13 protein-coding genes are annotated in these 12,576 nt (G+C 63.7%); all 13 read left to right on the top strand.

Annotation, left to right across the window (positions count from 1 at the left end; genetic code table 11):
* The first annotated feature begins 298 nt into the window (after positions 1–298).
* The 13 genes from AB8717_RS11745 to lpdA all read left to right on the top strand — a co-directional run bounded on the left by AB8717_RS11745 (position 299) and on the right by lpdA (position 12,410).
* Entirely contained in the window at positions 299–784 is a 486-nt protein-coding gene (locus AB8717_RS11745; RefSeq protein WP_443747521.1) for a hypothetical protein, read from the top strand.
* 143 nt (positions 785–927) lie between these two features.
* Positions 928–1,110, top strand: coding sequence for a 50S ribosomal protein L32 (gene rpmF / locus AB8717_RS11750; RefSeq protein WP_443747522.1), 183 nt, complete (start codon positions 928–930; stop codon positions 1,108–1,110).
* 71 nt (positions 1,111–1,181) lie between these two features.
* Positions 1,182–1,808 carry an HAD hydrolase-like protein gene (locus AB8717_RS11755; RefSeq protein ID WP_443747523.1) on the top strand — a complete coding sequence of 209 codons (627 nt, stop codon included), beginning with the start codon at positions 1,182–1,184 and terminating at the stop codon, positions 1,806–1,808.
* 51 nt (positions 1,809–1,859) lie between these two features.
* The gene (locus tag AB8717_RS11760; protein ID WP_443747524.1) at positions 1,860–2,231 is read left to right on the top strand and encodes a BlaI/MecI/CopY family transcriptional regulator; all 372 of its coding nucleotides are present in this window, start codon (positions 1,860–1,862) and stop codon (positions 2,229–2,231) included.
* A gap of 1 nt (position 2,232) precedes the next feature.
* Positions 2,233–3,657, top strand: coding sequence for a M23/M56 family metallopeptidase (locus AB8717_RS11765; RefSeq protein WP_443747525.1), 1,425 nt, complete (start codon positions 2,233–2,235; stop codon positions 3,655–3,657).
* A gap of 162 nt (positions 3,658–3,819) precedes the next feature.
* On the top strand, positions 3,820–4,326 hold the full coding sequence (locus AB8717_RS11770) for a hypothetical protein (RefSeq protein ID WP_443747526.1): 507 nt from the start codon (positions 3,820–3,822) through the stop codon (positions 4,324–4,326).
* 84 nt (positions 4,327–4,410) lie between these two features.
* The gene (gene eno / locus AB8717_RS11775) at positions 4,411–5,688 is read left to right on the top strand and encodes a phosphopyruvate hydratase (RefSeq protein WP_443747527.1); all 1,278 of its coding nucleotides are present in this window, start codon (positions 4,411–4,413) and stop codon (positions 5,686–5,688) included.
* Between the two features lie 76 nt (positions 5,689–5,764).
* Positions 5,765–6,262 carry a hypothetical protein gene (locus AB8717_RS11780; RefSeq protein ID WP_443747528.1) on the top strand — a complete coding sequence of 166 codons (498 nt, stop codon included), beginning with the start codon at positions 5,765–5,767 and terminating at the stop codon, positions 6,260–6,262.
* A gap of 570 nt (positions 6,263–6,832) precedes the next feature.
* Positions 6,833–7,147: an FtsB family cell division protein gene (locus tag AB8717_RS11785; protein WP_443747529.1), complete on the top strand. Its 315-nt coding sequence runs from the start codon at positions 6,833–6,835 to the stop codon at positions 7,145–7,147.
* A gap of 175 nt (positions 7,148–7,322) precedes the next feature.
* Positions 7,323–8,345 (top strand): pyruvate dehydrogenase (acetyl-transferring) E1 component subunit alpha, encoded by a 1,023-nt coding sequence (pdhA, locus tag AB8717_RS11790; protein WP_443747530.1) that lies wholly within the window; start codon positions 7,323–7,325, stop codon positions 8,343–8,345.
* A 6-nt stretch (positions 8,346–8,351) separates the two neighbouring features.
* On the top strand, positions 8,352–9,704 hold the full coding sequence (locus AB8717_RS11795) for a pyruvate dehydrogenase complex E1 component subunit beta (protein WP_443747531.1): 1,353 nt from the start codon (positions 8,352–8,354) through the stop codon (positions 9,702–9,704).
* A 22-nt stretch (positions 9,705–9,726) separates the two neighbouring features.
* Positions 9,727–10,995, top strand: coding sequence for a pyruvate dehydrogenase complex dihydrolipoamide acetyltransferase (locus AB8717_RS11800; protein ID WP_443747532.1), 1,269 nt, complete (start codon positions 9,727–9,729; stop codon positions 10,993–10,995).
* Between the two features lie 14 nt (positions 10,996–11,009).
* Complete coding sequence (gene lpdA / locus AB8717_RS11805; protein WP_443747533.1) at positions 11,010–12,410, top strand: dihydrolipoyl dehydrogenase; 1,401 nt, start codon at positions 11,010–11,012, stop codon at positions 12,408–12,410.
* Positions 12,411–12,576 lie beyond the last annotated feature (166 nt).

Genomic DNA, 12,576 nt, shown 5'->3' on the forward strand with positions numbered 1-12,576 from the left:
CTTGACGCCGACCCAGCCACCTTCCCCTTAAAAGGGGAAGGAAGGGCGTTTTAACGGCTTAATTCCTTCCCTGCGGAGCGGGGAAGGTGGCAGACGCCGCTGTCCAAGCGGCGGATGACGGAAGGGGCAACCTGTCGCTGCACAAGGCGCCGCGGCTTCAATCCGAACAAGGAGCTGTTTCCCAAGCGCAACGGTTCATAACCATTTGCACGGCCCGGTCTGGTCAGACCGGGCCGTCGCTTTTATCATCCTGTCACACTGTGTCCGGTTCGACACCCGAATCAAAAGGGGTAACGGCATGAAACTGAAGGATGACCTGGGCGCCACCGTACGGACGCTCTATTTCCTGGTAGGGGTGGTCCTGGCGGCAGCGACGATCGCCAGCGCCTGGAGCGAATGGCCGGGCGTATCGTCGGGCAAGGAATCACCGCTCGGCTTCGGGCTTCTGATGATCGTCGCCATGCCCCTGTCGCTGTTCGTCATCGTCTGGGCCTGCGTCGGCCGGCACCGCGAATGGAAGATCGGCGACGACGGCGTGCGTATCCGGCTGCTCAGCCTGACCTCGTGGCAGAAGGACCTGCGCGTCCGGGCCGGCGAGATCGAGACCTTGACGCGCGAGCAGTACAATTATGACGACAATGGCGGCCGCGTCGCCTATGGCGTCACCATGACCCTGCTCGACGGCAAGACCTATCGCAGTCCGCGGACCTTTGACGCAGGGCAGGCGGAACAGGCCTGGCAACGGCTGGAACGCCTTAAAGCCGCGACGCCGGTCCAGGCCTGAAAAAGCCAATAAAGGCCTTGATCCCAAGCCCGACTTGGGGCATAAGGCGCGCCTTCCGGCCCGACGATTTGGGCCGACCCATATTTGTGTGCCTTGATGCTCCGGTCGAGCGTTGGGCCTTCGACCAGAAAAGAGAGACGGACATGGCCGTACCCAAGCGCAAAACCTCGCCCTCGCGTCGCAACATGCGCCGCTCGCATGACGCCCTGGGCGCCAATGCCTACACCGAAGACAAGGACACCGGCGAACTGCGCCGTCCGCACCACATCGACCTGAAGACCGGCATGTACAAGGGCCGCCAGGTCCTGACGCCGAAGAACGACTGATCTCTTCGGCATCCGATACGTATAAGGACGCGGGCCCGCAAAGGCCCGCGTTTTTCGTTTCAGGGGCAGGCATGGCGATAAGGTTGGTCATCTTCGATTTCGACGGGACGCTGGCCGATTCCTTCCCGTGGTTTCTCGACGTCTTCGACGCAGTGGCCGAACGTTTCGATTTCCGAAAGCTCGACCGCTCGAATATCGAGGCCCTGCGTCATCTCGACGCGCGCGAGCTGATGCGCCGCCATGGCGTGCCGTTGTGGAAGGTGCCGATGATCGCCGCCCATGCGCGGACGCTGCAGGGCAAGGACCTTCACCGCATAAAGCTGTTCGACGGCATGGCCGCGGTGCTGGACCATCTGGCGGGGCAGGGCGTGGAGATCGCCGTCGTTACCTCCAACGCACGCACCAATGTCGAAGCCGTTCTGGGGCCGAGCGCACAGCGTGTCGGCCACCTTGCCTGCGGTTCTTCCTTGTTCGGCAAGGTGGCGAAGTTCCGGACGGTGATGAAGGCCGCCGGGGTAAGGCCGGAAGAAACCCTGGCGATCGGAGACGAGGTCCGCGACATCGATGCGGCGGGCGCCTGCGGGATTGTCGCCGGCGCCGTAACCTGGGGCTACGCCGCGCCGGCCCGTCTGGCCACCGAGCGACCCGACCACCTGTTCAGGACACCGGCGGAGATCAGCGCGCTTTTCGGCGATTGACTCCCCGTCGCACGTATGCGACACATGTCGCACAGACACCAGGGGAATAGAATGATCCGACCCAGCGACTATGAGCTGAAGCTGCTGCATCATCTGTGGCGCGAGGGCCGGATGAGCGCCCGGGAGCTTCAGGACGCCAGCGAAGCCGAAACCGGCTGGTCCTATTCCGCCACGCGCAAGACGCTGGACCGCATGCAGGAAAAGGGCCTGGTGCGCGTCGAGGCGGTCCACGGCCTCAAGACCTATGTGGCGGGGCAGGGCAAGCTCGAAACCCTCGCCGCGCTCAGCACGGCCTTTGCCCGCGACGTGCTGGGCATGGACGCGCCGCTGCCGGCCGCGGCCTTCGCCGGCAGCAAGCTGATCTCACCCGAGGAGATCGACGAACTCGAAGACCTGCTGAAGCGCCTGCAAGAGGGGGAATGAGATGTATACGGGGGTTCTCGTCATCCTGGTCGTGCCGTTCCTGTGGTCGGCCGCCGTGGCTGTGCTCAAGCGTATTCCGGCCCTGAGGAACGGCCCGCAATATCTTGATGACAAAACAGAAAAGCGCCACCTGGCCTTGATGCTCCTGCCGGTTTTCGTCGGCCTGGCGATGGCCGTGGCGGCACGCTTCATATCCTTCAGCCTGCCCGTGCAGGCCCTGCCCATCACAAAGATCGGCGAAGCCGTGGTCGCGCCCATTGCGCCGGTCGCCGTAACCGGTGTGGTGAAGCCGCACATCGACTGGATGCCGTGGGCCGTCATGGCCGGCCTGACACTCTACGGCGCGGGACTGGCGCTCCACGCCGCGCGCCTGGCCCTGGGCCTGGTCCGGCTGGGCCGCCTGGCGTCGAAATCGCGCCCGGCCGCCGACTGGGGCAAGGGCGTGCGGCTGACGCCCGTCAAGACGACTCCGCTGGCCTTCGGCCGCGCCACCATCCTCATGCCCGAGAGCCTGATCGATTGCCTGTCGCACGCGCAGGTGCAGATGATCCTGCGCCACGAACGCGAACACCTGAAGCGCGGGGACGCGCGCTGGTTCGTGACGCTGGCGGCCATCGACGCGGTCTTCTGGTTCAATCCCTTCGTTCGCCGCCAGACGCAGACCTGCCGCCTGGCCGCCGAACTCGCCTGCGACGCCGCGGTCGTCGCAACCGCGCCCGAAATGCGCAGGACCTATGCCGAAGCCTTGGTCAGGGTCCTGAAGCATGCCGCCGGAGACGTACGGCAATACGCTCCGACGGCCTTCTCACCCGAAAAATCTGGAGATTACCGCATGAGAATTAGTGAAATTATGCAACCGCCCGGCAAAACGCGCAAGCCGCGTCTGCTCGTGGCCGCGGTGGCGGCCGCCCTGGTCTTGCCGCTCGGCCTGGCGCAGTTCGCCTGGTCGCAGGTGCAGGAACCAGCCGCGGCGCCCGTGGCCGCGCCCACGGCAAGCGCCGCACCGGCCAAACCGGCGCCGGTCGTCGGCAAGCTGACCGCCCGGCCGATCGACTTGCCCATGACCAATGCCTTTGGTCCGCGCAAGGATCCGTTCACCGGCAAACCCGGCTACCACAACGGCGTCGACTTCAAGGCACCGGTCGGCACCGCCGTCAAAGCCGCCGGCGACGGCATTGTCAGCGCCGTCTACGACCACGAACACTACGGCAAGGTGGTGGAAATCGACCACGGCAACACACTGATGACGCGCTACGCCCACCTCGACACCCAGACCGTGAAAGTCGGTGACACCGTCGTTGCCGGCCAGCCGATCGCGACATCCGGCAATACCGGCACATCGACAGGCCCGCACCTCCATGTCGAGGTCTGGAAAAACCACAAGCCCGTCAATCCGGCAACGGAATTGGCCGAACTGGCGCATTGATTAAGGGAAGGGCGCGGGCTCCGGTCCGCGTCCTTTTTCATTCCGGCCATCGTGTCGCCACAAGATGATCGTCACTAAGCGCATCCCGAAACGTGTGACGCACTTTTCGGGATGCGCGACAAAGCGAAAAAGCGCAAAACCTGAACACACGCGGAGACGACGATGATTCTGCTTGCCCTGGCCGCCGCAAGCGCCGCCTATGCCTCGCCCCTGACCCCGGCCGCCAGCGGCCAGATCCAGTGCTATGCGCCCGACACGGCGCGAAAAGTCTGTGCATCCGTGGCGTACTATGTGGCGCGCGACGACGGCGGCTTCGACAACAAGGCCGTGGTTCTGATCAACAAGGTGCCGGCGGTGACGCTGGAGACGACCACGCGCGTCACCATCAAGGACAATGCGGTGTGTGGCGCGATCCGTGCCGAGGACATCGCCGCCGGCAAGGTGACGGTCGGCGACCACGTCATGACACCGGACGAGGCCGGCCCCGTGCTCAATTCGATCACCCAGGCGCTGACACCGGTCATCGGCCATGAAATCTGCACGGTCTACACCCCCGACGCTTCGGGCAAGCTGACGGCCCAGGCCAGCATGGACGGCAAGCGCCAGCCCGAACAGGACCAGCCCGTGATCTGGGTTTCGCCGTCGGACGGCTATACTGTCGCCCCTTAGGGTTGCCCCAAGGGTTGCTTAGGGGGGCCAGCCTTGCTAAGGGGGCGCGGATATTCCCGACTCTCATATAGCAGGACGCCCTACATGCCCGAAATCATCGATATCGCCGCCCGTGAAATCCTCGACTCGCGTGGCAATCCCACGGTCGAAGTCGATGTGACGCTCGATGACGGCAGCTTCGGCCGCGCTGCCGTGCCGTCGGGCGCCTCGACGGGCGCGCACGAAGCCGTGGAAAAGCGCGACAACGATCCCAAGCGCTACGGCGGCAAGGGCGTGCGCCAGGCAGTCGACGCGGTCAACGGTGAAATCCTCGATGCCCTGTCGGGCTTCGAAGCGCTGGATCAGCGCCGCCTCGACCAAACCCTGATCAATCTCGACGGCACGCCGAACAAGGCGCGCCTGGGCGCCAACGCCATCCTGGGCGTCTCGCTGGCCACGGCGCGCGCCGCCGCCCTGTCGAGCGGCCTGCCGCTGTACAAGTATGTCGGCGGCCTGTCGGCCCGCGTTCTGCCCGTGCCGCTGATGAACATCATCAACGGCGGCGCCCACGCCGACAACCCCATCGACATCCAGGAATTCATGATCGTCCCGGCGGGCGCCGAGTCGTTCTCCGAAGCACTGCGCATGGGCGCCGAAATCTTCCACTCGCTGAAGAAGGGCCTGAAGCAAGCCGGCCACAACACCAATGTCGGCGACGAAGGCGGCTTCGCCCCGAACCTGGCCTCGGCCGAAGAAGCCCTGACCTTCATCATGAAGGCGGGCGAGCAGGCGGGCTACAAGGCCGGCTCCGACTTCTGGCTGGCCATGGACGTCGCCTCGACCGAGTTCTTCAAGGACGGCAAGTACAACATGACGGGCGAGGGCAAGATCCTCGACCAGGCCGGCATGGTCGACTACCTGGTCAAGCTGGCCGACGGCTTCCCGATCTGCTCGATCGAAGACGGCTGCGCCGAAGACGACTATGAAGGCTGGAAGCTGCTGACCGAGCACCTCGGCGACCGCATCCAGCTGGTCGGCGACGATCTGTTCGTCACCAATCCGGACCGCCTGGAAACCGGCATCGTCGAAGGCATGGCCAACTCGATCCTGGTCAAGGTCAACCAGATCGGCACCCTGTCGGAAACCATGGACGCCGTCGATATGGCGCACCGCGCCGGCTACACCAGCGTGATGTCGCACCGTTCGGGCGAGACCGAGGATTCGACGATCGCCGACCTGGCGGTCGCCATGAACTGCGGTCAGATCAAGACCGGCTCGCTGGCCCGTTCGGACCGGCTGGCCAAGTACAACCAGCTCCTGCGCATCGAATCGATGCTCGACGACGAAGCCGTCTATGCCGGCGTCGGCGTCATCCGCTGCTAAGCGGGCGACGGGACGATATGATGATGGAGGGCGTGAAGTTCCGGCTTCACGCCCTCGTTTTATTTGGGGGAACGCTATGCCGCACATGATCAACGGAATCATCGGGACTGTAGAGGTCGTTCAGGAAATCGCGACCCTCACATGGGAGGCGCCGCTCATACAGCTCCATCACGGAATGGCGATCATCGGTGTCGCCGAGCCTGAAACCCTGCGGCGGGCCCGCGACTACCTTGCTCTTCCCGATGTCAGAGAAGGCTTCCTGTACATAAGGCCCGAACTTGAAGGTATCTTCGCGGAACTGGGCCGGCGGCTGGCCTTCGCCTACATCGAGACGCTTTACCACGGCGGCACGGGCGTCCAGACGGCGGCCATCTACATACCGGGCCACGAACCGGTCTTCATGGCGGAGCCTGAATTCGCCGAAGAGGTCGGGCACTGCAGCCCGATTAATACGGCGATCCGTGCGTTGGGCATCACGGCCGATCCGGGACTCGACGAATTCGATACCCTGGGCCTGTCGCACATCCGCAGTCTAGGTGGTCTTGGGTTGCTTGAAGTCGACGACGACGATTAGATCGGCGTCATATACGTTGGAAGCGCAAGCGCTTCTTGCCACGCCAGCATCCCCCCTTCCGTCACTCGCTCCGCTCGCGCCACCTTCCCCGTAAACGGGGAAGGAGAAGTTATTCAAGCTCCCTCCTGCCCCGTTTACGGGGAAGGTGGCTGGATCGGCGTCAAGCCGAGCCAGACGGAAGGGGGGACCGTCGTTGCAGCGGGAAATCCTGCATCAAGCAAAGGTCATGGCGATTTTAACCGCAAAGGTGAGGGCGCTAAACTTGCGCTATACCTCGAACGCTACCGAATAAGCCTATCGGATACGTTTATTGGAATCGGGGCTTTACACATTAGTTTTCAGTTAACCTTTGAATCGGCCCATATTCCGGGACGAAAGCCGCAGTTGTGGGCCGCCTCGAGTCGCTATTTGACAGTTTTGATAAAAACGCCGTGATGAATCCGTGGGCGCAACTCTCGGATTTCGATAAATTTTTCTCATTTCTCCGACATGTTTCGCAACAGTTTGTTAACCAGAAAGGCGGAAAAAGGTTTCATCCGTCGCCTACCTGTGTCCAGAAGGACGTAAGTCATGCTGTTCAGATTGCGCCCATATTTGCCGACTATAGCTATTGCGCTGGTCCTCATCTATGTATGCTCGCAATATCTGACGGGCGAGAAGGGTTTCTTTTCTCAGGAATCGCGCGACAAAGACCTGGTCGTGAAGGAAAAGCAGCTGGCTCAACTTAAAGTCCAGCGTGCCGACCTGGAGGCCCGTGCCAAATACTTACGTTCGGACAATCTTTCCAAGGATTTGCTGGAAGAACGTGCGCGCCTGCTGCTCGGCCTGACCGAGCCGAATGCCTACGTCATTCGTTACGACACGACCAGCAACGTCGCGTCCTGATCTTTTAATACCACTTTACGCCGGGGCACGGTTCTCCTAAAGGGAGGTGCCCGAGAGACGACGACGCGAATAAGGCGTGGCTTTCCGGCCCCTTCGCGCGGCATTTTCACGCGCTGAGATGACTTCTGGAGGCCGAGCGTTCTTTCCGGCCAGTTCATATATTGAGGAGGTGTCCATGGCGCGTGCCGCCCAGACCAGCACCAAAGGCAACGACGGCGCAAGCCCGGCCTTGCGTAACACGTCGAAGGACGAACTGCTGAAATTCTACCGGGAAATGGTCCTGATCCGCCGCTTCGAAGAGCGCGCAGGCCAGCTCTACGGGATGGGTCTGATCGGGGGCTTCTGCCACCTCTATATCGGCCAGGAAGCCGTCGCGGTCGGCATGTACGCCGCGGCCAACAAGGGCGACCAGGTCATCACGGGCTATCGCGACCACGGCCACATGCTGGCCGCCGGCATGGACCCCAAGGCCGTCATGGCCGAACTGACCGGCCGTTCGGGCGGGACGTCCAAGGGCAAGGGCGGGTCGATGCACATGTTCGACATCGAAGCCGGCTTCTTCGGCGGCCACGGCATCGTCGGCGCCCAGGTCAGCCTGGGTACGGGTCTGGCCTTCGCCGACTGGTACAAGAACAACGGCAATGTCTCGTTCACCTACTTCGGTGACGGCGCCGCCAACCAGGGCCAGGTGTATGAGAGCTTCAACATGGCCCAGCTGTGGAAGCTGCCGGTCGTGTACGTCATCGAAAACAACGAATACGCCATGGGCACCTCGCTTGCCCGCGCCTCGGCCACCGTCAACCTGTCGCAACGCGGCGCCAGCTTCGGCATCCCGGGTGAGACGGTCGACGGCATGGATGTCTTCGCCGTCCGCGAAGCCGCCCAGCGCGCTGCCGAGCACGCCCGTTCGGGCAAGGGCCCGTACATCCTGGAAATGAAGACCTACCGTTACCGCGGCCACTCGATGTCCGACCCGGCCAAGTACCGTTCCAAGGAAGAGGTCGATACCGTCAAGTCGACGCGCGACCCGATCGACCACATCAAGCAGATGCTGGAACAGCAGGGCGTTGCCGAGGACGAACTGAAGGCCATCGACGGCGAAGTGAAGGCGATCGTGATGGAAGCGGTCGAATTCGCCCAGACCTCGCCCGAACCCGACCCGTCCGAAATTTATACCGAAGTTTATCTCGAGGCATAATTCTCCATGACTGACATTCTTATGCCCGCCCTGTCTCCGACGATGGAGGAGGGCACGCTCGCCAAGTGGCTGATCAAGGCTGGCGACGAAATCACGGCCGGTCAGGTGATCGCCGAAATCGAAACCGACAAGGCGACGATGGAAGTCGAAGCCGTCGACGAAGGCAAGGTCGAGGCCATCCTGGTCGAGGCCGGCACCGAAGGCGTCAAGGTCAATACGCCGATCGCCCGCCTGGAAGGCGGCGCCTCGGCCAGCCCCGCGCCCGCTACTGCCGCCCCGGCCGCTGAGGCCCCGAAGGCTGAAGAGGCCGCGCCGGCCGCTACCCCGGTTGCCCCCAAGGCCGAAGCCCGCGATCCGGAAATCCCGGAAGGCACGCCGATGGTCAAGATCACCGTCCGCGACGCGCTCCGCGACGCCATGGCCGAGGAAATGCGCCGCGACGAAGCGGTCTTCCTGATGGGCGAGGAAGTCGCCCAGTACCAGGGCGCCTACAAGGTCTCGCGCGACCTCCTGCAGGAGTTCGGCGAGCGCCGCGTCATCGACACCCCGATCACCGAAATGGGCTTTGCCGGTATCGGTTCGGGCGCCGCCATGGCGGGCCTGAAGCCGATCGTCGAGTTCATGACGTTCAACTTCGCCATGCAGGCCATCGACCACATCATCAACTCGTCCGCCAAGACGCTGTATATGTCCGGCGGCCAGATCAAGTCGTCGATCGTCTTCCGCGGCCCGAACGGCGCCGCCGCCCGCGTGGCCGCCCAGCACAGCCAGGACTATTCGGCCTGGTACGCCAACGTGCCCGGCCTGAAGGTCGTCGCGCCGTATGATGCGGCCGACGCCAAGGGTCTGCTCAAGGCCGCCATCCGCGATCCGAACCCGATCGTCTTCCTCGAACACGAGATGATGTACGGCAACGAGTTCGAAATCCCGCAGATGGACGACTTCGTCCTGCCGATCGGCAAGGCCAAGATCCAGCGCGAAGGCAAGGACGTCACGATCACCGCGCACTCGCGCATGGTCGGTTTCGCGCTCAAGGCCGCCGAACAACTGGCCGCCGAAGGCATCGACGTCGAAGTCGTCAACCTGCGCACCCTGCGTCCGCTCGACACCGAAACCATCCTGACGTCGGTCCGCAAGACCAACCGTCTGGTCACGGTCGAAGAAGGCTGGGGCCCGTGCGGTATCGGCGCCGAAGTCGCCGCCCGCGTCGTCGAACACGCTTTCGACGATCTCGATGCGCCGCCGCTGCGCGTGCACCAGGAAGACGTGCCCATGCCTTACGCCGCCAACCTCGAAGCGCTTGTCGTGCCGTCGGTCGAAAAGATCGTCAAGGCCGTCAAGGCCGTGTGTTACCGTTAAGTCTTACAGGGAATAATTTGAAATGACTGACATTTTGATGCCAGCCCTGTCGCCGACTATGGAAGAGGGCATCCTCGCCAAGTGGCACGTCAAGGTGGGCGACACGATCAATGCCGGCGACGTCATCGCCGAAATCGAGACCGACAAGGCGACCATGGAGGTCGAAGCCGTCGATGAGGGCGTGGTCGAGGAAATCCTCGTCGCCGCCGGCACCGAAGGCGTGAAGGTCAACACCCCGATCGCCCGTCTGAAGGGCGAGGGCGGGGCCGCTCCGGCACCGAAGGCTGCGCCTGCCGCGGCCCCGGCTGTTGCGGAAGCCCCGAAAACGGCTGCCGCGCCTGCTGCTGCTCCGGCCGCGGCGTCGGCACCCGCCGCCGCTTCGGGCACCAGAGTCGCGGCGTCGCCTTTGGCCCGCCGCCTGGCGCAGATGGCCAATCTCGACCTCAAGGCCATCAAGGGCACGGGCCCGCGCGGCCGCATCATCAAGCGCGACGTCGAGGAAGCGCAACGCACCGGTGGCGGCAAGGCGGCTCCGGCTGCTGCCGCGTCCGGCGCCGAACCGCGCAAGGTCCAGTCGCTCGAGCAGATGGGCATCCCCGCCGGCTCCTACGACCTGCTTCCGCTCGACGGCATGCGCAAGGTCATCGCCCGCCGCATGACCGAGTCGTTCCGCGACATCCCGCACTTCCCGCTGACCGTCGATATCGAGCTCGACAGCCTGCTGGCCGCGCGCGCCAAGATCAACACGGCGCTGGAATCGCGCGGCGTCAAGGTCTCGGTCAACGACATGATCATCAAGGCCGTGGCCCTGGCGCTGAAGCAGGTGCCGGAAGCCAATGCGTCCTACACGCCCGAAGGCATCGCGCTGCACCACAATGCGGACATCGCGGTGGCCGTGGCGATCGACGGCGGCCTGATCACCCCGATCGTGCGCAAGGCGGAAACGAAGAGCCTGGCCGAAATCTCGACCGAGATGAAGGACCTGGCCCAGCGCGCCCGCGACCGCAAGCTGAAGCCGGAAGAATTCCAGGGCGGCACCTTCTCGGTGTCCAACCTGGGCATGTTCGGCATCAAGACCTTCACCTCGATCCTGAACGAGCCGCAGGGCTGCATCATGTCGGTCGGCGCCGGCGAACAACGCGCCGTCGTCAAGAACGGTCAACTGGCCGTGGCGACCGTCATGTCGGTGACGCTCACCTGCGACCACCGCGTCGTCGACGGTTCGATCGGCGCGAAATTCATCAGCGCCTTCAAGCCGCTGATCGAAGATCCCATCAAGATGCTGGCGTAAGGGGCTGAAGAACCATGACTTATGATCTCGTAGTGATCGGTTCGGGCCCCGGCGGTTACGAAGGCGCCATCCGCGCCTCGCAAAACGGCCTCAAGGTCGCCATCGTCGAGCGCGAATTGCTGGGCGGCATCTGCCTCAACTGGGGCTGCATCCCGACCAAGGCGCTGCTCAAGTCGGCCGAAGTCTTTGACAAGATCAACCATCTGTCGGACTACGGCCTGACCGGCGAAAAGCCGGGCTTCGACTTCGAAAAGGTCGTCGGACGCTCGCGTGCGGTCGCCAAGCAGCTCAACGGCGGCGTCGGCTACCTGATGAAGAAGAACAAGATCGATGTGATCGAAGGCTTCGCCACGCTGGAACCCGGCAAGGACGCCCCCAAGGTCGTCGTCAAGCTCAATGCTGGCGGCACGCAGACGGTCGAAGCCAAGAACGTCATGCTGGCGGTCGGCGCCCGCGCCCGGGAAATCCCTGCCATCGGCGCCGTTTCGGACGGCGATCGCATCTGGACGTATCGTAACGCTTTGACGCCCAAGAGCATGCCGAAGTCGCTGGTCGTCATCGGCTCGGGCGCCATCGGCATCGAGTTCGCCAGCTTCTACCGTTCGCTCGGCGCCGACGTCACGGTGATCGAGGCGCTCGACCGCATCCTGCCGGTCGAGGACAAGGAAGTGTCCGCCGAAGCCCACAAGGCGTTCGAAAAGCGCGGCATCAAGTTCCGCGTCGGCGCCAAGGTGACCAAGGTCGAAAAGACCAAGGACGCCGTCGCCGTAACCGTCGAAGTCGCCGGCAAGTCCGAAGTCCTGAACGCCGAAGGCTGCATCGTCGCGGTCGGCATCGTCGCCAATACCGACGGTATCGGCCTCGACAAGCTGGGCGTCGAGATGGACCGCGGCCACGTCAAGAACGACAGCCACGGCAAGACCAACGTCAAGGGCCTGTTCGCCATCGGCGACTGCGCGGGCCCGCCCTGGCTGGCGCACAAGGCCAGCCACGAAGCGGTCCACGCCGCCGACTACATGGCCGGCAAGAAGCTGTCGAACCTCAACCCGCCGATCCCGGGCTGCACCTACGCGACCCCGGAAGTGGCCAGCGTCGGCCTGACCGAGCAGGGCGCCAAGGAGAAGGGCATCGACGTCAAGATCGGCCGCTTCCCGTTCAAGGCCAACGGCAAGGCGATCGCGGCCGGTGAACCCGGCGGCTTCGTCAAGGTGCTGTTCGACAAGAAGACCGGCGCGCTTCTGGGCGCGCACCTGATCGGCGCCAACGTCACCGAAATGATCCAGGGCTTCTGCCTGGCGATCACCATGGAAGCGACCGAAGAGGATCTGCAAGGCACCGTCTTCCCGCACCCGACCATGTCGGAAGCGATCCTCGAAGCCTCGCTCGACGCCGACGGCCGGATGATCAACCTTTAAGCCTGCTGACAGGCTGAAATGATAAACCCGCTCCGGGACACCGGAGCGGGTTTTTCGCTTTTGTACCTCCCCGTGCGCAGCATGGGGAGGGCGGGGTGGCCCGTGCCAGACCGCCCGTAGCGTTAGCGAAGGGTGGTGGTGGGGAATCTTGCTTTCTTCGGAAACG

The sequence above is a fragment of the Asticcacaulis solisilvae genome (assembly GCF_052327315.1).
GTDB classification, from domain to species: Bacteria; Pseudomonadota; Alphaproteobacteria; order Caulobacterales; family Caulobacteraceae; genus Asticcacaulis; species Asticcacaulis solisilvae_B.